Below are 18,395 nucleotides of genomic sequence, written 5' to 3'. Positions count from 1 at the left end.
TTCCCCTGGGCTTCCCCGGTGCTGGAAGGCGGCCCGACGAAGCAAAGGTGACAATGGGACCCATGAAGCTCGAACATGCACTGCACGCGGCACGGGCGCTCGTCCTGGCCGACCTCGCGGCGGGAGACGTCGCCCACGCTGACATCGTCTCGCTCGTCGAGGACGCCATCGCGCACCGCCGCTGGTGGGTCGAGCAATGGCCGGAAGGCGTGGCCTACGTCGCCGGTCTGGTCGCCCAGGACGTCCAGGACTCCCTGCTGGAGCGCTACGGCCGGTGGCCCCTGTGCCCCGTCTGCACCACGGGCGGCGACCTCCACGCCCTCGACGTGGAACCCGAACTGGGCCCCGACCCGCACTGGGTCTGCGGCAAGACGGCGGTCGCGGTGGCCCCCGTGGGCCGGCTCGGGACCACCCTCTGATGGCCGTACTGATCGACCCGCCCTTGTGGCCGGGCCACGGCCGCATGTGGTCACACCTGGTGAGCGACGTCTCGTACGACGAACTCCACGCCTTCGCCACCCGCATCGGCGCCCCGCGCCGCGGCTTCGACCGCGACCACTACGACGTCCCGAGCGACCTCTACGCACGGGCGGTGCGCGCGGGGGCGGAGGAGGTCGGCAGCAAGGAGCTGCTGCGGCGGCTCACGGCGGCGGGCCTGCGCCGTCGTAAGGTGCCTGCGGCGCGGGCCTCTGCGGCGCGGGGGCGTGCGAGCGGCTGAGGGCCGCGGCTGAGGGCTTACTACCGGACCCGCCCCGCTTCCGACGCTGTCTCCACCTCGCGCACGGCCGCCGACGTCTGTCCGGAGGCGATCACCCGCGACGCCCCCTCCGCACGATGCAGCCGCGCCGCGAGCGCCGTGGTCACGATGCCCGTACCGGCCAGGGCGGCACCCGTCCAGGCCACCGCCGGGTAGCCCCAGCCCGCGTCGATGACCAGGCCGCCGAGCCAGGGGCCCACCGTGTTGCCGATGTTGAACGCGGACGTGGTGGTCGCGCCCGCGAGCGTCGGGGCGGCGTTCGCGACGTTGAACATGCGGGCGTTGAGCGCGGGCGCGGTGAAGAAGGCTGTGAAGCCGAGCAGCAGCGCCAGGCCGACGGCCGCGATCGGGCTGTGCGCGGTCAGCGCGAGGACGCTCAGGACCACCGTCGAGGCGGTGATGCCGCCGTACATCGTCCCGAACAGGTGCGCGTCCGCGATCCGCCCGCCGACCGCCGTACCGATCAGCGCGCCGACCCCGAACAGCGCCAGCACCGTCGGCACCCAGCCCTCGTCCAGCCCCGCCACGTCGGTGAGCAGCGGCCCGAGGTACGAGAACAGGCAGAAGACCGCGCCCCCGCTCAGCGCGGTGGTGACCAGCGCGAGCCAGACCTGACGGTCCCGGTAGATGCTCAGCTCTCGCCGCAGCTGCGGCCGGTCGCCCCCGGTCGGCACCTCCGTACGCGGTACGAGCGCGATCACCCCGATCAGCCCGAGCACCGACAGCCCGGCCACGGCCCAGAAGGCGGCGCGCCATCCCGCGTTCTGCCCCAGGAACGCCCCGGCCGGAACCCCCACGACGTTCGCGACGCTGAGCCCGCCGACCATCACCGCCATGGCCCGCGCCCGCGCGTTCACCGGCACCAACGACACGGCCACCGCCGCCCCCACGGCCCAGAACCCGGCACATGCGAGCGCGCTCACCACTCGCGACGCGAACAACACCCCATACGACGGCGCCACCGCTCCCGCCACCTGCCCGAGCCCGAACACGGCGAGCAACGCGATCAACGTCGTCCGCCGGGGCAACCGCAACGTGGCCGCCGCCAGCAGCGGTGCCCCGACCACCATCCCGATCGCGAACGCCGATATCAGCAACCCGGCCGTGGGGATCGACACCCCCATGTCCCGGGCGACGGGTTGGAGCAGCCCGGAGAGCATGAACTCCGAGGTCCCGAGGGCGAAGACGGACAGGCCAAGTACATAAACGGCGATGGGCATGCCGACGTCAACGCCCTCGTCCTGTTGGCCATTCCTCGCCGGGGCGTTCCCTATCTCCCGAACGTTCACTCGAAGTGATGGCGTGGCGGCTGCGATCTGGTGTCGTCACGGAGAGTGATGAAGAATTGAGGTGTGAACCCGCTGAGGGGGCGGGAGTTGAGGCATCGCGGGGGGAGTGATGGCCATGAACGCTGTCATGACCGAGAACACGATCATGACGGAGAACACGATCGCGCACGGGACCGAGAACACGATCAACGAACCGAACGACCCGATCACCCCGGACGAGTGGGCCGCCCACCTGGCCGCCACCGCACCGGGTCCGCACACCGCATCTGTCCTTCCGGCTCTGCACGCGGACAAGTTGTCACGTACCGGCCGCATCGACGCGCTGAAGGCCCTGGAGCGCCACACTGCCTGGATTCAGGCCCAGCAGGCAGACATCCTCGCCGCCCTGGAAGCCGAGGCCTGGGCCGAGGGCCCACCGGCGGGGTGGGACCGTAATACCGAGGCCGCATGGAACTTCACCTGCGAGGAAGTGGCCTGTGCCCTGAAGCTGTCCGGCACGACTGCCGCACGGCGTCTGGAAGTCGCCCGCGAGCTGGCCAGTCGCTACCCGCCCACACGTGCTCTCCTGGCCCAGGGCGAGATCTCCTACTTGCAGGCCGCAGCGGTCACCGAAGCCTGCGCCGTCCTCGATCCCGAGGTCGCGGGGCAGGTCGAGGCAGCCCTACTGCACAAGCTGCCGACCATGACCACCGGCCAGACCCGCCGAGCCCTGGCCCGCGAGATCGTCCGAGCCGACCCGGACGGCGCCGAAGCGCGCCACCAGGCCCGCAAGCGACAGCGGCAGATGGTCCAGTACCCGCAGGACGACGGTATGGCCATGTGGGGCGCGGTCCTCCCGGCCGAACAGGCCGCGGCCATGACCGCCGCCGTCGACACTCACGCCGCCACCCTCCCCGACGAGGGCCGCACCCTGGAGCAGAAGCGGGTCGATGCCCTCTACGACCTGGTCGTCAACCGCACCGCGAGCAGCCCCGCCCCCTCCTCGGGCGGCCGCTCGGCGGCGGTGGTCCAGGTAACCGTCCCCTTGGACGTCCTGATCGGCGACACCGACGACCCCGCCCACCTCAAGGGCTACGGTCCCATCACCGCCGACCAGGCTCGTGGGGTCGCCTTCGCCGAAGGCACCGTCTGGCGCCGACTGATCACCCATCCCACCACCGGAATGCTGATCAAGACCGACCCCACCACCTACAAGCCCACCGCCGAAGTCGAGCGCCACGTCATCGCGCGCGACGCTCACTGCACCTTTCCCGCCTGCCGCATGCCCGCCCACCGCTGCGACCTCGACCACGTCGAACCCTTCAACCACACCGACCCGGAGGCAGGGGGCCAGACCACGACCGACAACCTCACCACCCTCTGCAGACGCCACCACCTCATGAAGACCCACCACCCCGGCTGGACCCTGAAACGCGACTCCGAGTCAGGCACCACCACCTGGACCGCCCCGACCGGTCACACCTACGCCAATCGCCCTCACGACTACCGGTGAGTGATCAGCATGACGGAATGGCAGCAGCCACGCGCTGCGGAGTGGAAGGTGCGCCGATTGGACGACGGCAGTCTTACCCTCCCGCTCCAGATCAGCGGCGGCGGCCGGCTACTCGGCACCTCCGAACTGCGGCGGCCCCCCAGTGGCGGAGCATCTGCACGCCGGTCCTCTGCTACGCGCTCGACGGCCAGTCGCCACCCACAGCCGCCCCAGACTGCCGCAAGCAGATGCGCTACCCGGGCCGCCGTTCGGGATGATTCGCGTCCAACTCATCGGCGGCGTCTTCGACATACACGAGGAGCCGTTGCCCCCGGCTCTCGGCGACCCGCAAGGCGTCCCTCAAGGCCTCCGTCAGCCGGCAGGCCAGGAAGCGAAGCTCTACGAGGCCCACCTTCTCGTTGCCAAGCAAGGCCCCGGCATGCCCCAGTAGCTGGGCACCCATATCGAGTTGCAGTGCCTCGATCTCGTCTGCCTTCCGGCTCAACCGGCTGTTGTCGTCGTCGGTCGACAAGAAGCAGGGCTTGCCCTCCGGGCTGGACCACGGCAGGAGGCGTAGGACGTTCATGACATCAGCTCCACTCGGCTGTTCCCCGGACGCCCTGGGTGGGCACCGTATGTAGTCAATTGGTCACCAGGGGAACGCGACAGCCAATAGAATGAGACGCCTTGAGGGGCAGCGTGCAAGTGGGTGACCTGCCGCGATGCTGGCCACGATCACATAGCGAGAGGTCATGGCATTGGACGAGACGACCCCATCCGCGAACTTGAATCCGCTCCAGCGCTTCGGCCGTGACGTCAAACAGGTCCGTCTCGCCCGCAAGCTCACGCAGAAGCGTCTGGGCCAGGCCGCCGGTTACTCGGAGGCGTACGTCAGCAGGGTGGAGGCCGGGAAGCTCCTGCCCAGGCCCAGCGACAAGTTCGCGAAGGGCTGCGACACCGCGTTCGGCACGGGCCATCTGTTCGCGGACATGCTCCGGAGGATCGACGAGGGCGACCATCCCTCGTGGTTCACCCCGTATCTCAACCTGGAGCGCAAGGCGTCGCGGGTGTTGGACTACTCGGCGAACGTCGTGATCGGCATCCTTCAGACGAAGGACTACGCGGAGGCCATCTTCCGCGCGTACTTTTCGCAGGAAGAAGCCGAGGTGATCGACGGCAAGGTCGCCACGCGACTGAGTCGGCGTGAGGTGTTCGAGCAGGAGGCTCCGCCGTACCTCTGGGCCATCCTGAACGAGGCGTGCCTGCGAACGGCCGTCGGCGGTGCCGAGGTCATGAGCGGGCAGCTTGAGTATCTGCTGACGGCTGCCGCGTCACCTCATGTCACGCTTCAGGTCCTGCCGTTCTCGGCAGGCGTTCCGACTTCCTCCCCGGAGCCCTTCACCGTGCTGCGCTTCCCGGACTCGCCCACGGTGCTCTATACCGAGACCCGGGTAGGAGGAAGAATGCACGATTCTCCTCAGACGGTCGCTGCCGCCCTGGATGACTATGATCTGCTCAGGGCAAGTGCGCTGTCCCCGGATCGATCAACGGCCCTGATCAAGACTCTGGCGAAGGAGTACCGCACATGAGTGCCGACTTGGATCTCACCGCTGCCGAGTGGGTCAAGTCTTCCTACAGTGGCGCCAACGGCGGCCAGTGCGTGGAGTTCTCCCGCACCTTCGCCCAGACCCACGGCACCATCCCGGTCCGCGACTCCAAGAACCCGCACGGCCCGGCGCTGAGCTTCCCGGCGGAGGGGTGGTCGTCGTTCGTCTCCGCCCTCGTACGCGGCGAGTTCCCCGCGGTCTGACCCCTGCCGCTGGTGGAGCGGGGCCGAAGCGTGCGCCTCGCCTTTCCCGGCAGGCGCTGACAGGCGCATACCGATGCGCGCCAAGGTGGCGTTAGGCGGGCTGCGGGGCGGGCGTTGCCGGAGCGGCCGTGACCTTGCGGGTCTCGCGCATTATCAGCAGGCCGTTGACCACCATCAGTGTCGCGGTCAGACCGTGGACGCCGAGCGCGGTGGCCACGGAGCCGTGGTGGGCCAGCACGGTGGCCATGTCGCCGTACGCGGCGAGGGCCTCCACCAGCAGCGCCCAGCCCAGCGCCCGGCGATGGCCCGTCACCAGCAGGATGCCCAGGACCAGGGCTAAGACGACGTCGCGGATTCCCTTGATGATCAGGAAGCCGTCGCCGTCGCCGGACGGCCAGCTCGGCAGGCCGAAGCCCGGTGCCGTCGTCTCCGGGCTCAGGATGAACTCCGCCCCGAACCAGAGGATGAAGAGGATGAAGGCGGCGGCCAGGAAGGTGTTGATCTTCTTCAGCGACATTGTTCTTCTCCTTGCGAGTCTTCGTCAGCTTGGTGAGGTTCGTGGAGTGGGGCTTGGGCGCCACCGGCGCGATGTCGACCCGCGGGCTCAGGCGAGGGCGGCGACGAGCAGGGTGAAGGCGGCGATGATGACGGCGACGCGGACGTAGTGGAAGCGGTCCCAGCGGTTCGACTGCTGCTTCCAGTCGGCGGGCCGATTCTCGGGGGTCCACGTCTTGCTCCGGTTGTTGATCGGGACGAGTAGCAGAAGCGACATGATCACGCTGAGGATCAGCAGCGCGCCGGCGGTGACGACGAGGCCGACGCCGTCGTGGTGCCGTCCGGCGATGGCCCAGACCGTGACGAGGACGAGCGAGCCGATGTACCAGACCGGCATCACGGCGCCGAGCATCCGGCCCCCGTGGGCGCGGCCGAGTTGGCCACTGTCCTCGGGGAGGGCGCTGAGGATCGGGTTGATGACGAAGGCGACGGAGAACTCCACCCCCACCATCACGCCGAAGACCACTGTGGTGATGACCTCAAGTGCAGTGAGCATGACGATGACCCTCCCGGGGTCTAGCGCTGCTAGATAGTGAGGCAACACTAGACCTGCTGCCGCTCGTCTGTCTAGCGATGCTAGAGTCGGGGCATGTCGGTACAGGAACGCAAGGAGCGCGAACGGGCGGAGCGCGAACGCCTCATCGTGGCGACGGCCCGCGAACTCGCCGAGCAGCAGGGCTGGGACGCGGTCACCACGCGTCGGCTTGCCGAGCGCATCGAGTACAGCCAGCCCGTCCTCTACAGCCACTTCCGCGGCAAACGGGAGATCATCGGCGCCGTCGCCCTGGAGGGCGCCACCGAGATGGCCGCGGCCGTGCGGGCCGCGGCCTCCGCCGCGGACGGACCGCGCGAGCGGGTCGCCGCCCTCGCCCGCGCCTACCTCGACTTCGCCGAGTCCCACCCGGCGGTCTACGACGCCATGTTCCTGCTCGACGGCGGCCTGGTGTTCGCGAAGGAGGACACTCCGGAGCCGTTGAAGGACGCCTTCGCCGCCCTGCTGGAGAGTCTCGGCGAGGTTGCCGGGGACGGCGTCCACCCGGGGGTGTTCACCGAGGTGTTCTGGGCGGCCCTGCATGGCCTTGCGACCCTGGCCCGGGCGGGACGGCTGCCGCCGGAGTACGCCGAGTGGAGGACGGAGCTGCTGGTGGACCGGCTCGCCGTGATCTGACGCACCGTCCCGGCGGGCACGCAGTCGGAGTCCTCGGGCCCAGCCCGCTCTTCGCCAGTGCGCTCAGCCGGTTCGGCGGAAGCGTCGCTTGCAGATCAGCGCACGGTCGACGTCATCGACGCAGAAGACGATCGGCCGACCGTCGACCGCGCTTCCGGCAGGATCCGAGCGTGCCTCATGATGACGCGGAGCCCAGCAGCTCCAGCTCCGTGGTCATGTTGCGGCGGGCCGTCGGCTCCCAGCGGTCGTGGCCGATCGGGGTGCGGAACAGGCAGGGCAGGCCCAAGAGGTGGCGGAGGACGTTCGCGCGGCCCTCGCGGAAGGTGTCGTCCGGGACGAAGCCGTACTCCTCGCGGACCGCCGCCGCGTACGCGCTGTAGGCCTCGGGCGAGCCCGCCAGCACCGCGAGGTCGGCGTCGCAGAGGACTTCGCCGTTGGTGTCGCCCTCGGCGGGATCGTGGCCGGTGGTGAGGCGGACGAGGCGGGCCGTCTCGGCCACGCGCGCCTCCGGGACGCCCGCTTCCGGGAGGGCGCGTTCGGCGAGGCGGGCGCTGCGTTCCTCGTTGGTCGAGCGGTCGGGGAGGTAGACGGCGTCGTGGAACCAGGCGGCGAGGCGGATCGCGTCGGGGTCGGGGGCCTCGGTGTGTTCCAGCAGCTCGTCGACCCGGTCCAGCACGGCGATCAGGTGGTCGGTGGTGTGGTAGCGGCGCTGGGGTTCGGCCCAGCGGGAGAGGAGGTCGCGGCCGTAGGGGTCCGGGTCGGGGGTGGTGGTGTCGCGGGCGCTGTTGAGGAGGAGCGCCCAGCGGGTGAGGAGCGCGGGGTGGTCGGACATGGGCCCATTCTCCGGGGTGCGGGTTGCGGCGGGTGGGGGGTGTGGCAAGCTATGCAGCATGTCTAGACCAATTCTCGAGGTTATCGCCCTCCACCCGGAGGACGCGATCGCGGCCGAGGCCGGAGGGGCGGACCGACTTGAGCTGGTCACCGACATGGCCGCGGATGGGCTGACGCCCTCGCGGGAGACCTTCGCCGCCGTCCGTTCCGCGGTGGATCTGCCGGTGCGGGTGATGCTCCGTGCGTCCGATGGGTTCGCGGCGGGGGACGCCGCGGCCGTCGACGCGCTGTGCCGTAGGGCCGCCGCGCTGCACGCGGAGGGGGCGGACGAGTTCGTGCTCGGCTTCCTCGCCGCCGATGGTCTGGCCGATCTGGCCGCCATCGCCGCGCTGATCGAGGTCATCGGCGCCGGGCCGGGCGTGGACGAGAGCCGCTGGACCTTCCACCGGGCCATCGACCGCGCCGCCGACCGCGACGTGCTCCGTCGGCAGCTGGCCGGGCTTCCCGGCCTGGACACCTACCTCACCGCCGGTTCGGCGCATGGCATCGACCATGGGCTGCCGACCCTCCGGGTCGAGGCCGCCCGTGCCGGGGCGCCGGGGTACGAGGCGCGGATCATGGTCGGCGGAGGCCTTCGCCTCGACCACCTGCCCGAGCTGCGCGCCGCGGGCGTCACCGCCTTCCACATCGGCAGCGCGGCCCGGCCCGCCGGATGGCACGGCTCGGTGGACGCGGCCACCGTCGCGCAGTGGCGTCTCGCGCTGGACGCGCCGGTGCCGGTGGGCTGAGGCGGGGTTCGAGGCTGCCGGTTTCCGGGGGCTCAGGTCTTTGGAGCATGGGGGCAGAGGCTGCCCCCGCCCCTGCCCGTTGCCCGCCGCCGGGCTGTGGTTGGTGGCGGGTGGTGAGGGGCCCACCTCCGCTTGGTGCCCGCCGCCGGGTCGCGGGCGGGGACGGCGGTTCTGGGCCCGGTGTCCCCGCCGGGCCTGGGCTGCGCCGGGGGCGTATCCGCCCTCGCGTGGCGTCTGCTGCTGGGCGAACGGTCACTTCACGCTTCCGAGCTGCGGCGCCGTAAATAGACGGTCCACGGCCCCGCCCCGGAGGCCCCGGCACCCGCACCCACCACGCACACCCCACCCACCCGCAGGGCTACGCCAGACGCTCCGGCAGCGGGGCCGCGTGCACCACCGTCAGGCCCGAGACGGCTCGGGTCAGGGCCACGTACAGGCGGCGCAGGCCCGTGCGTTCGTCGGGTTCGCCGTCGACCACGGCGGCCGGTTCGTCCAGGACCACGTAGTCGTACTCCAGACCCTTCGCCAGCGTCGCGGGCACCAGGGCCAGCCTCGCCTCGGGACTGGTCTCCTCGCCGGGGGAGAGGTGGGTCAGGCCCGCCGCGCCGAGGGCGGCGGACAGGGCGGGGATGCGGGCGTCGGCCGCGATCAGGCCGATCGAGCCCTCGTGGGACAGGACTTCGTGGCAGGCCGTGATGACCGCCGCGTCCAGGTCGGCCGGGTCGACGGCCCGTACGGCGAAGTCGCCCGCCGCCTCGCGGATCGAGGTGGCCTCCGACAGGCCGGGCGCGATGGCGGGCAGCAGCCGCGACGCGTACGCGATCGCCTCGCGCGGCACCCGGAAACCCTGGGTCAGCTCCTCGACGGTGGAGCCGGGTTTGCCCAGGTGGGTGAGGGCCTCGTCCCAACTGGACGTCGCCCAGGGGGTGGTGCCCTGGGCCAGGTCGCCGAGGATGGTGGCGGAGCCGGTGGTGCAGCGGCGGCCGACGGCGCGGTACTGCATGGGGGACAGGTCCTGCGCCTCGTCGAGAACCACATGGCCGAGGGAATGGGTGCGTTCGATGAGGTCGGCGGCCTCGTCGATGAGCACCGCGTCCGGCGGGGACCACTTCGCGGACTTCACGCTGCGCGGCGGCTTGGCCCACAGGAGGGTCTTCTGCTCGTCGGCGGTGAGGATGCCGTCCGCGTGGGCGGCCAGGAAGTCGGCGTCGGAGAGCAGCCGCAGCACGAGTTTGGCGGGGTCGACGGGCGGCCAGATGGCCTTGACGGCGGCCTTCACGGCGGGGTTGCGGGCCACCGCGTCCTGGACGCGGTCGTCGGGGGCCTCGCCCGCCTGCTCCATGCGGACGAGCACGGCGTGCGCGATGCGCTGCGGGAGGGCGTCGCGGGCCGCGCCGTAGCGGATGTCGCGGGCCAGCAGTTCCCGCACGGTCTCCTCGATCTCGTACGCCGGTACCCGCCAGCGGCGCGAGCCGCGGACCACGACGCACGCCTCGGTGGGCGGGGTGACGTGCGAGCGCAGGGCCCGGCGCAGCACCTCGGCCATACGGGCGTCGCCCTTGACGCGGGCCACGTCGGCGGAGTCGGCGCCGCGCACCTCGACGCCCGTGTCGGGGCGCGCGACCAGGTCCTCGACGGTGGCCTGGGCGACCTGCAACTCGCCCAGCGCGGGCAGGACTTGCTCGATGTAGTGGAGGAAGGAGCGGTTCGGGCCGATGACGAGGGTGCCGGAACGGGCCAGCCGCTCGCGGTGGGCGTAGAGGAGGTACGCGACCCGGTGCAGGCCGACGGCCGTCTTCCCGGTGCCCGGCGCGCCCTGGACGCAGACGGTGCCGCCGATTCCGGCGCGGACGATCTCGTCCTGTTCGGGCTGGATGGTCGCGACGATGTCCCGCATGGGGCCGACGCGCGGCCGCTCGATCTCGGACTGGAGCAGCTTGCTGGTCTGTTCCGCCTCGGTGGGGTCGGAGAGCTTTTCGTCCTCGTAGGCGGTCAGTTCGCCGCCGGTGTAGCCGAAGCGGCGGCGCAGCCCGACGTCCATGGGCGCCTTCTTGGACGCCTGGTAGAAGGGCTGCGAGACGGGGGCGCGCCAGTCGATGACCATGGGGTCGCCGTCGCCGTCGTGCACATGGCGGCGGCCGATGTAGAACGACTCGCCCTCGGCCCCCTCCGCCGCCTCCGCGCCCGGCGCGTGCAGATAGTCGAGGCGGCCGAAGAAGAGCGGGGTGTGGGAGAGGTCGGCGAGGGCCTTGATGCGCTCGCTGACCTGGTGGTGCAGGGCTTCGGCGTTGACCCAGTTGGCTGCGACGTCCCGGAGGTCGAGGGCCTCCACGTCGGCGCGCATGGCGCGCAGGGCGGCGCGGGAGGCGGCGAGGTGGGATCGCTCCCGAGCGAGGGGGTCTGACAGCGGGTCGTTCAAGGGTTCTGGCTGGTCAAGGGCGTGCGAGGGCACGGCGTAGCCTCCGGCGGGTACACGAAGCAGAGTTGCGGTACGTACGAGATGCCAGCCGGTTTCCGTCCGGCCGACGGCTCTCCCGAGCGGGAGGCGGCAAGACGGGGGATTGTAGCCACGGCGTGGACGGGCCGCGAATGATTTACGTCGGCTTCGGTTTACACCCGGTTCAGGCGGAGTTGGGCCCTCCCGGCCCCTGACGGAACCAGGTCGGCGTCAGACGTCCTCGTCCGCGAGCAGCGCGCTCGCGTCCACGATCCGGTACGCGTACCCCTGCTCGGCCAGGAACCGCTGGCGGTGCGCCGCGAAGTCCTGGTCGATGGTGTCGCGCGCGACGACCGAGTAGAAGACCGCCGGGTGGCCGTCGGCCTTCGGCCGCAGCACCCGGCCGAGCCGCTGGGCCTCCTCCTGGCGGGAGCCGAAGGTGCCGGAGACCTGGATGGCGACGGTGGCCTCGGGGAGGTCGATGGAGAAGTTGGCGACCTTCGAGACGACGAGGACGGACAGCTCGCCCTCCCGGAAGGCGTCGAACAGCTTCTCGCGCTGCGCGTTCGTCGTCTCGCCCTTGATGACGGGTGCGTCCAGGTGCTCGCCCAGCTCGTCCAGCTGGTCGATGTACTGGCCGATGACCAGCGTCTGCTGCCCCTTGTGCTTGGCCACCAGCGCCTCGGTGATCCGCTGCTTGGAGGCGGTGGTGGCGCAGTAGCGGTACTTCTCCTCGGTCTCGGCGGTCGCGTACGCCAGCCGCTCGGTCTCGGTGAGGTTGACGCGGACCTCGACGCAGTCGGCGGGCGCGATGTAGCCCTGCGCCTCGATCTCCTTCCAGGGCGCGTCGAAGCGCTTGGGGCCGATGAGCGAGAAGACGTCGGACTCGCGGCCGTCCTCCCGTACGAGCGTGGCGGTCAGGCCGAGGCGGCGGCGCGCCTGGAGGTCGGCCGTGAACTTGAAGACCGGCGCGGGCAGCAGATGCACCTCGTCGTAGATGATCAGGCCCCAGTCGCGGGAGTCGAACAGCTCCAGGTGCGGGTAGATGCCCTTCCGCTTGGTGGTGAGCACCTGGTACGTGGCGATGGTGATCGGGCGGATCTCCTTGCGGGTACCGCTGTACTCGCCGATCTCCTCCTCGGTGAGGGAGGTGCGGCGCACCAGCTCGTGCTTCCACTGGCGGGCCGAGACGGTGTTGGTGACCAGGATCAGCGTGGTCGACTTGGCGGTGGCCATCGCACCCGCCCCGACCAGCGTCTTCCCGGCGCCGCAGGGCAGGACGACGACGCCCGAGCCGCCGTGCCAGAACCCCTCGACGGCGTGCTTCTGGTACGGGCGCAGCGCCCAGCCGTCCTCGTGCAGGTCGATGGCGTGCGCCTCGCCGTCCACGTAACCGGCCAGGTCCTCGGCGGGCCAGCCCAGCTTGAGCAGCGTCTGCTTGATCTGGCCGCGCTCGGAGGGGTGGACGACCACGGTGTCCGGGTCGATACGGGCCCCGACCAGCGGCTGGATCCGCTTCGACCGCAGGATCTCCTCCAGCACGGGACGATCGCTGGTCTCCAGGACCAGACCGTGCGTGGGGTGCTTGAGGAGGCGCAGCCGCCCGTAGCGGGCCATCGTCTCGGCGACGTCGACGAGCAGGGCGTGCGGTACGGGGTAGCGGGAGAACGCCACGAGCGCGTCCACGACCTGCTCGGCGTCATGTCCGGCGGCGCGCGCGTTCCACAGGCCGAGCGGGGTCACCCGGTAGGTGTGGATGTGCTCCGGCGCACGCTCCAGCTCGGCGAACGGCGCGATGGCGCGGCGGCACGCTTCCGCCTGCTCGTGGTCGACCTCGAGCAGGAGCGTCTTGTCGCTCTGGACGATGAGCGGTCCGTTCACGCGCCGAGTCCTTTCGTTGCCGGGGGCCGTGTCGCCGGGGGCCAAAGACCCAGTGTCCCTCATCGGCCGGGCAGGGCGGAGGGCCACAGGGATACTCCGCACGGCGAGGGGCAAGCGGGGTCACTAGGAGGGCCGGAACGAGGCGGGAGGTAGGTCCCTGTGGTCAGCATCGCTGGGTGGGAGATCCGGCGGACGTTGAAGAGGACGCCGACGAAGAGCGGGTCGGCGAGGAGCGCGCCGGTGAAGGGCGCGAAGACTACGAAGGGCACGAAGAGCACGAAGACTACGAAGAGTACGAAGAGTGCGCCGACGAAGAGCGCAAAGGGTACGAAGAGCGCGACGAGCGGGTCGAAGGGGAAGGCGGCCGGGGCGTCGGCGAGGACGGCGGGCGCGAAGTCGGCGGGCGCGAAGGCGGGCGCGAAGTCGGCGGCCGCGAAGAAGAAGCCGCCCGGTACGGCGCGGAAGGCGGCCAAGGCGGTGGCCGCCAAGGCGGCTGCCCCTGACTCCCCGCCCCTCCAGCGCGATTCCCTGGGCTCCCGCGCCGGGCGGGTGCTGGTGATGCTGCTGGCGTTCGCCTGCATGGTCGGGTTCGCGGCGGCGCTGGCCAAGGCCACGCTCGTGCCGCAGCCGGGGTCCAGCGATCTCGTGCACACCAATCTGCGCCCGGGCGATTCGCTGCGCGCCTACCTCGACCAGCCCGCCATCCGGGACACGGTGAAGCAGATCGGCGGCAATGTGCTGCTCGGCGCGCCCTTCGGCGTACTGCTGCCGATGCTCGTGCCGAAGGCGCGGGGCGCGGTGCGGGTGGTGCTGGTGACGTCGCTGGTGATGGTGCTGGTCGAGATCGCGCAGGGCGCGATCGTCGAGGGCCGGGCCTTCGACATCGATGACGTCATCCTGAACACCTCGGGCGCGCTGCTCGGCTACGTCCTGATCGGCCGCCGCCTCGGTCACGCCCTCCACCCGCGCCGCCATCACTGGTGGCAGCGGCGGCGCACGTCCGCTTAACCCGGAACGTCCGCTCAACCCGGAACGTCCGCTCAACCCGGAACGTCCGCTCAACCCGGAACGTCCGCTCAACCCGGAACGTCCGCTCAACCCGGCTCGTCGGCCAGTTCCGCGACGCCCGTGATGCGGTGGAGGGGGTACGTGCGGACCTCGTCGGCGGTGTGGTCGTACGCGGTGACGTAGCCGCCCTCGACGCGGACCGGGGCGATGACGCGCTGGCTGGCGGCGCCGTCCGCGTTGACGTAGCCGATCCAGACGGCGGAACCGGTGAGGGCCGCGGCCTGCACGGTCGCGAGGGTGTCGGCGGAGGTGGTGCGGGGGAGACGGGCGCCGGTGGCGGCCTCGGTGGCGGTGGCTCCGCCGGTGGCGGCCGGGGGCTTGTGGGGCGCGGTCGCGGCGAGGTCACCGGCGCGGATGGCGCGTACCGCGGCGCCCAGCAGGGTGGTGTCGGGGACGGGCGGACCGTCCGGGACCGGGGCGGGCGGTGTACGGGGCGGGGTGCGCTGGGCCTCGGCGCGGGTGACCAGGACGTCGCCCTCGGCGGATTCGGCGGCCGGGGCGTACCCCATGGCGCGCAACCCCTCCAGCAGCGCGTCCGGCGGTGCCTGGGCGGCCAGCACGGTGGGGGCGAGACGCCGCAGGCGCAGGCCCGCGGAGCGGCGGTCGGCGAGGATCTCGGCGAGCAGGGTCTCGTCGTCGCAGCGCAGATAGGCGGAGGCCGCGCCGATGCGGAGGTGGCCGTGCTTACGGGCGACGTCGTCGATCAGGTACGTGAGGGGCTGCGGCACCGGGGTGCGGGAGTGCGCGGCGAGGAAGGTGTGCAGGTCGTCGGCGGCCTGTCCGGCGTCGAGCGCGCGGCGTACGGAGGCGGGGGTGAACCGGTAGACGGTCGCGCCGCCCTTGGACTCGACCTCGGCGAGGATGCCGAGCGCGTCGGCGAGCGGCCGCTCCAGCGGGCCGGGGGCGACGGCGGTCAGGTCGGCCTGGAGGAGTACGTGGTCGAGGGGCTCGGGGAGGAGCGGGGCGAGGAGCCGTGCCGCCTCGGCGGCGAGCGCGGCGGCCTCGGCCGGCGCTGTGGGGGGAGGCGCGGTGGTGAGGGCCTCGGCTGCCGCGGGCGGTGCCTGGGGGGCCTCGGCCGCCGGGCCCAGGAGGGCGCGGCCGTGGGCCGAGAGCGCGGCGCGGCCGGTGATGCCGAGCATTTCGGCCTCGCCGAGGGTCCAGCGTGCCAGCCGTGACCGGAGGTCGTCCCTGGTGGTGGCGGAGGGGGTGGTCGGCCCCGTGGCTCCGGTTCCGACGGCTCCCGTAACCCCTCCCGTAACCCCTCCCGTAACCCCGGAGGCCCACGTTCCACCGGCCCCCGCAGCGCCCGTCGTCGCTCCACCCCTGGCGCCCGCGGCTCCGGGGCCCTTGGCCCCCGCGGCTCCGGGGCCCTTGGCCCCCGCGCCCGCGGGGCCCGCGGCACCCGCCGCGCCCAGCGGGCCTCGGTGGGCCGGGCGCTCCCACCGCAGGCGGGCCAGCAGCGCGTCGGGGTCGGGGGCGGCGCCGGGCGGGAGGGCGGCGAGGAGTTCGAGGACCCGGCGGCGGACCTCGGGGGCCGGGGAGCGGTCCAGGTCGGCGCCGAGGGCGGAGAGCGTGCGGCCCTTGGTGTCGCGGCCGCCGATCAGGCCCGGCGTACGGGTCGCGGCGAGCCAGGCGGTGGCGAGCGCGGCCCAGCGTTCCTGGGCGGGCAGCCGCAGCCAGTCGTCGTAGGCGGGGGTGGGCGCGTACCGTTCGTCGGTCTCGCCGTCGGAGGCCAGCAGCCCGGCCGCGTACGCCAGCTCGATCCAGAAGGCGGCCACCGGCTCGGAGACGTCGAGCGCGACGGCGGTCCGCTTGAGGTCGCGCACGCTGAGCCCGCCCGCTCGCAGCACCGGGGGCCCGGCGCTCTCCCATTCGCCCAGCAGCTCCTCGACGGTGGCCAGCGCGGTGAACGCCTGCCCCGCCGCCGCTTTGTCCACAGCCTGTGGATCGTGCCGCGCGGCGGACGCCAGCGGCGGCGCCACCGGCTCGGGCGCGCGGTGGGCGCGGCCGCCGCGCAGATGCAGGGCGACCTCGCGGGGGAGGACGACGTTCCGCGGCCCGGACGGCAGCAGCAGACCGCGGTCCAGCAGCCAGGCGACGGGCGGGGTGGGGGAGGCGACGGACACCTCCCCGTACGGCGGGCCCCAGGTCAGCCTGGCGAGCACGGCGGCCGCGCCGTCGGGCGCCCCGGCGAGCAGGGCCGCCATCCGGTCGCGGTCGTCGAACAGCTCGGTCAACCCGGCGACGGCCGTCACCGGATCGTGGGTGGCCGGCAGCCCGGCCGCCGCCAGCAGCTCCTGGAGACGCCCCGGCGACATCCCCGCCGTGGCCTCGTGCAGGGTGGGCCCGAGCCCGGTCGGCGACGGCGAGGTGGGCGAGGGCGCGAGCAGCTCCCGCGCGGTACGGACGAGCCGCAGCCGGTCGTCCCCGCCCCAGACCAGCGCCTGCGTGCGCAGCGTGGCGACGGCGCGCGGCAGCTCGGCGGCGACCCGGTCGCGGAGCGCGGCGGCGTCGGCGCCCCGGCCGGCGGCGGGGACGTCCCCCGTCATCAGGGCGCTCAACGTCTCGTACGGGCACGGGTCCGGCGCGACCGCCAGCGCCTCGGCGGTCTGGAGGGCGAAGCGATCGAGCCGCTCCACCGCCCGGACGACCGAGGCGCGGGTGCCCGCCCGGGTGGCGAGCTGGGTCAGGTCGCCCGGGACGGGGGACAGCAGGTCGGGGCGGGCGCGCAGCAGGGCGGCGAGCGCCTCGTCGGGGCGCGTGCGCAGCTCTTCGGCCAGCGTGCGGGGCGCCGCGCGGCCGCTGGCGTCTGGGCCGGTCCCTGCGGTCACGCATGCCTCCCGATTACGCGAGCTGCTCATTCGATCCACAGTACCCGGGGGTGGTGGACGCCGGGGGTGCGGCGCAATCCAGCCTCCGCACGGTACCGTCGGTGCCGTCTGACACGCCGACCATGCGCATTCTCAGGGGTCTTGGTGGGGATCGAGAGCGAAAAGCTCGTCTACGACTATCTGAGCCGTGTCGGGGACCTGGCTCAGCAGCAGGGCCTGCCGTCCGGTGAACGGATGCGGCTGGTCTCCGGGCTGCGGGCCGACATCGACCACCGGCGGTCGACGGGCGGTACGGACAGCGCGGCCGGGGTGAAGCGGATTCTGGCCAAGCTGGGCACGCCCGCCGAGGTGGTCGCCGCGGCGGGTGGCCGGGCGCCCGCCGGGGACGCCGCCCCGGGCGGCGACGGTACCCCGGGCGGGGGCAACGGCGGAGGTACGCGTACGTCGGGCGCGGCGCGCGCGGCCCGCGACAAGCTGGCCGGGCTCGCCGAACGCACCGGACTCAGCAACAAGGTGCCCTCACCACGCGAGCCGAACGGACCGAACGGACCGAACGGTACGGGGAGCGATGACACCCCCGTCTCCCTCGCCAAGCACATGCCCGTGACCCCCGAGGCGCCCGAAGCGCCCGAGGCCCCCCGCCGTCGGTCCGGGCCCCATCTGGCGGGTCAGGACGAGTTGGGCCCCCGCGAGTCCAATCCCGACTGGTGGCACGTGGAGCCCAGCCCGTTCGCCCAGCCCGAGCACCGGGACGGCCAGTTCGGCTTCGTCGAGGGCTTCGTCGGCGGCATCGAGCTGCCCGAACTGCTCGGCAACGGCAAGACCATCGAGCAGGAGCAGCAGGAAGAGCGGGAGAAGCGGGAGGCCGAGAAGCGGGCGGCGGAGGAGGCGGCCGAGGCCGAAGCAGCCGAGGCCGCCGAGGCGGAGGCCGCGGGGAAGAAGACGCGTCGGCGCGGCCTGGTGCGCCGCGCCCTGCTGGGCCCTGGGAAGTCCGCCGACGCGGAGGGCGGCGCCGGCAAGGCGGGCGCCCGGGCCGGTTGGGCGGCGGGGCTCAGCCCGGTGCTGCTGCTCTCGATCGCGCTGCTCGTCGCGGGCGCCGTGATGGGCAACATCGTCGTGCTCGCCTTCGGCTGGGTGCTCACGTACGCCACCGGCAAGCTCTCCCGCGCCGAGGCGAAGTGGGCGGTGCTGGGCATGCCCGGCCTGGTGGCGGCCGGGGCGATGGTCTGGCTGTGGGGCCGGACCAACGGCAAGTGGGGCGCTCCGATCCCGGAGAACGGGATGAAGGACGTGCTCACCGAGACCTGGCCGGTGGTCGTGCGCGGCGCGGCCGTCGCCACGGTGCTCTTCCTGGTGTGGCGGGCCCGCCGCCGCGGCTGACCCCTCGGCCCAACCGCTAGGGGGTGTCTCGCCGATCATGCCGGGCTCCCGACGCCGCGGTGACATCAGCCGCTGCCGCGGCGGGCGGCACCTCGCGGCCCCGCGCTCGTCGCTCCCCCAGCTACCGCT

At 72.5% G+C, this 18,395-nt stretch carries 18 protein-coding genes; 9 read left to right on the top strand and 9 right to left on the bottom strand.

Going from position 1 to position 18,395, the window contains the following annotated elements; all coding sequences use genetic code 11:
* Positions 1-62: 62 nt before the first annotated feature.
* Both LCH29_RS30660 and LCH29_RS30655 read left to right on the top strand, forming a co-directional pair.
* Positions 63-419, top strand: a complete 357-nt coding sequence (locus LCH29_RS30660) for a hypothetical protein (RefSeq protein ID WP_446464955.1) — start codon at positions 63-65, stop codon at positions 417-419.
* On the top strand, positions 419-718 hold the full coding sequence (locus LCH29_RS30655; protein ID WP_446464954.1) for a DUF4031 domain-containing protein: 300 nt from the start codon (positions 419-421) through the stop codon (positions 716-718). The genes LCH29_RS30660 and LCH29_RS30655 overlap by 1 nt, the downstream gene beginning before the upstream one ends.
* Before the next feature lie 20 nt (positions 719-738).
* On the opposite strand, the gene LCH29_RS30650 is transcribed toward LCH29_RS30655, so the two are convergent.
* Positions 739-1,977 carry a Cmx/CmrA family chloramphenicol efflux MFS transporter gene (locus LCH29_RS30650; protein ID WP_446464953.1) on the bottom strand — a complete coding sequence of 413 codons (1,239 nt, stop codon included), beginning with the start codon at positions 1,975-1,977 and terminating at the stop codon, positions 739-741.
* A 184-nt stretch (positions 1,978-2,161) separates the two neighbouring features.
* Here LCH29_RS30650 and LCH29_RS30645 point away from each other — a divergent pair, with 184 nt between their 5' ends.
* Positions 2,162-3,538 (top strand): DUF222 domain-containing protein, encoded by a 1,377-nt coding sequence (locus tag LCH29_RS30645; protein WP_446464952.1) that lies wholly within the window; start codon positions 2,162-2,164, stop codon positions 3,536-3,538.
* Positions 3,539-3,770: 232 nt separating this feature from the next.
* Here LCH29_RS30645 and LCH29_RS30640 read toward each other — a convergent pair whose 3' ends face one another.
* Complete coding sequence (locus tag LCH29_RS30640; RefSeq protein WP_446464951.1) at positions 3,771-4,103, bottom strand: hypothetical protein; 333 nt, start codon at positions 4,101-4,103, stop codon at positions 3,771-3,773.
* A gap of 172 nt (positions 4,104-4,275) precedes the next feature.
* Between LCH29_RS30640 and LCH29_RS30635 the strand changes: the two genes are divergently transcribed.
* Both LCH29_RS30635 and LCH29_RS30630 read left to right on the top strand, forming a co-directional pair.
* On the top strand, positions 4,276-5,106 hold the full coding sequence (locus LCH29_RS30635) for a helix-turn-helix domain-containing protein (RefSeq protein ID WP_446465005.1): 831 nt from the start codon (positions 4,276-4,278) through the stop codon (positions 5,104-5,106).
* Entirely contained in the window at positions 5,103-5,327 is a 225-nt protein-coding gene (locus LCH29_RS30630) for a DUF397 domain-containing protein (RefSeq protein ID WP_446464950.1), read from the top strand. Before LCH29_RS30635 ends, LCH29_RS30630 begins: the two co-directional genes overlap by 4 nt.
* A gap of 91 nt (positions 5,328-5,418) precedes the next feature.
* Here the strand turns inward: LCH29_RS30630 and LCH29_RS30625 are convergent, their stop codons facing one another.
* The gene (locus LCH29_RS30625) at positions 5,419-5,844 is read right to left on the bottom strand and encodes a DUF4267 domain-containing protein (RefSeq protein WP_446464949.1); all 426 of its coding nucleotides are present in this window, start codon (positions 5,842-5,844) and stop codon (positions 5,419-5,421) included.
* 87 nt (positions 5,845-5,931) lie between these two features.
* Positions 5,932-6,378, bottom strand: a complete 447-nt coding sequence (locus LCH29_RS30620) for an anthrone oxygenase family protein (RefSeq protein WP_446464948.1) — start codon at positions 6,376-6,378, stop codon at positions 5,932-5,934.
* A gap of 93 nt (positions 6,379-6,471) precedes the next feature.
* Between LCH29_RS30620 and LCH29_RS30615 the strand changes: the two genes are divergently transcribed.
* The gene (locus LCH29_RS30615; protein WP_446464947.1) at positions 6,472-7,050 is read left to right on the top strand and encodes a TetR/AcrR family transcriptional regulator; all 579 of its coding nucleotides are present in this window, start codon (positions 6,472-6,474) and stop codon (positions 7,048-7,050) included.
* A gap of 175 nt (positions 7,051-7,225) precedes the next feature.
* Here LCH29_RS30615 and LCH29_RS30610 read toward each other — a convergent pair whose 3' ends face one another.
* A complete protein-coding gene (locus LCH29_RS30610; protein WP_446464946.1) occupies positions 7,226-7,882 on the bottom strand; it encodes an HD domain-containing protein in 657 nt (218 codons plus the stop codon).
* A gap of 58 nt (positions 7,883-7,940) precedes the next feature.
* Between LCH29_RS30610 and LCH29_RS30605 the strand changes: the two genes are divergently transcribed.
* Positions 7,941-8,669 (top strand): copper homeostasis protein CutC, encoded by a 729-nt coding sequence (locus tag LCH29_RS30605; RefSeq protein ID WP_446464945.1) that lies wholly within the window; start codon positions 7,941-7,943, stop codon positions 8,667-8,669.
* 358 nt (positions 8,670-9,027) lie between these two features.
* Here the strand turns inward: LCH29_RS30605 and LCH29_RS30600 are convergent, their stop codons facing one another.
* The 3 genes from LCH29_RS30600 to LCH29_RS30590 all read right to left on the bottom strand — a co-directional run bounded on the left by LCH29_RS30600 (position 9,028) and on the right by LCH29_RS30590 (position 13,475).
* Positions 9,028-11,121: a HelD family protein gene (locus tag LCH29_RS30600; protein ID WP_446464944.1), complete on the bottom strand. Its 2,094-nt coding sequence runs from the start codon at positions 11,119-11,121 to the stop codon at positions 9,028-9,030.
* A gap of 216 nt (positions 11,122-11,337) precedes the next feature.
* Positions 11,338-12,987, bottom strand: a complete 1,650-nt coding sequence (locus tag LCH29_RS30595) for a DNA repair helicase XPB (RefSeq protein ID WP_123101649.1) — start codon at positions 12,985-12,987, stop codon at positions 11,338-11,340.
* Positions 12,988-13,046: 59 nt separating this feature from the next.
* Positions 13,047-13,475: a hypothetical protein gene (locus LCH29_RS30590; protein ID WP_446464943.1), complete on the bottom strand. Its 429-nt coding sequence runs from the start codon at positions 13,473-13,475 to the stop codon at positions 13,047-13,049.
* Between LCH29_RS30590 and LCH29_RS30585 the strand changes: the two genes are divergently transcribed.
* Positions 13,465-13,995 (top strand): VanZ family protein, encoded by a 531-nt coding sequence (locus LCH29_RS30585; RefSeq protein ID WP_446464942.1) that lies wholly within the window; start codon positions 13,465-13,467, stop codon positions 13,993-13,995. The two genes, LCH29_RS30590 and LCH29_RS30585, sit on opposite strands and share 11 nt — an antisense overlap.
* Positions 13,996-14,081: 86 nt before the next feature.
* Here LCH29_RS30585 and LCH29_RS30580 read toward each other — a convergent pair whose 3' ends face one another.
* Entirely contained in the window at positions 14,082-16,916 is a 2,835-nt protein-coding gene (locus LCH29_RS30580; RefSeq protein ID WP_446464941.1) for a helicase-associated domain-containing protein, read from the bottom strand.
* 114 nt (positions 16,917-17,030) lie between these two features.
* Between LCH29_RS30580 and LCH29_RS30575 the strand changes: the two genes are divergently transcribed.
* On the top strand, positions 17,031-18,266 hold the full coding sequence (locus LCH29_RS30575; protein WP_446464940.1) for a hypothetical protein: 1,236 nt from the start codon (positions 17,031-17,033) through the stop codon (positions 18,264-18,266).
* Positions 18,267-18,395: the final 129 nt, after the last annotated feature.

This window comes from Streptomyces sp. BRA346 (assembly GCF_052851135.1).
Note: the sequence above shows the minus strand (reverse complement) of the source record. Positions and strands in the feature narration are given on the sequence as shown.

Excerpts from the sequence above, each read along its gene's own strand:
- LCH29_RS30620 (WP_446464948.1), bottom strand. The coding sequence starts at position 6,378 with ATGCTCACTGCACTTGAGGTCATCACCACAGTGGTCTTCGGCGTGATG.
- LCH29_RS30645 (WP_446464952.1), top strand. The coding sequence starts at position 2,162 with ATGAACGCTGTCATGACCGAGAACACGATCATGACGGAGAACACGATC.
- LCH29_RS30650 (WP_446464953.1), bottom strand. The coding sequence starts at position 1,977 with ATGCCCATCGCCGTTTATGTACTTGGCCTGTCCGTCTTCGCCCTCGGG.
- LCH29_RS30630 (WP_446464950.1), top strand. The coding sequence starts at position 5,103 with ATGAGTGCCGACTTGGATCTCACCGCTGCCGAGTGGGTCAAGTCTTCC.
- LCH29_RS30655 (WP_446464954.1), top strand. The coding sequence starts at position 419 with ATGGCCGTACTGATCGACCCGCCCTTGTGGCCGGGCCACGGCCGCATG.
- LCH29_RS30615 (WP_446464947.1), top strand. The coding sequence starts at position 6,472 with ATGTCGGTACAGGAACGCAAGGAGCGCGAACGGGCGGAGCGCGAACGC.
- LCH29_RS30605 (WP_446464945.1), top strand. The coding sequence starts at position 7,941 with ATGTCTAGACCAATTCTCGAGGTTATCGCCCTCCACCCGGAGGACGCG.
- LCH29_RS30610 (WP_446464946.1), bottom strand. The coding sequence starts at position 7,882 with ATGTCCGACCACCCCGCGCTCCTCACCCGCTGGGCGCTCCTCCTCAAC.
- LCH29_RS30660 (WP_446464955.1), top strand. The coding sequence starts at position 63 with ATGAAGCTCGAACATGCACTGCACGCGGCACGGGCGCTCGTCCTGGCC.
- LCH29_RS30580 (WP_446464941.1), bottom strand. The coding sequence starts at position 16,916 with ATGAGCAGCTCGCGTAATCGGGAGGCATGCGTGACCGCAGGGACCGGC.
- LCH29_RS30625 (WP_446464949.1), bottom strand. The coding sequence starts at position 5,844 with ATGTCGCTGAAGAAGATCAACACCTTCCTGGCCGCCGCCTTCATCCTC.
- LCH29_RS30640 (WP_446464951.1), bottom strand. The coding sequence starts at position 4,103 with ATGAACGTCCTACGCCTCCTGCCGTGGTCCAGCCCGGAGGGCAAGCCC.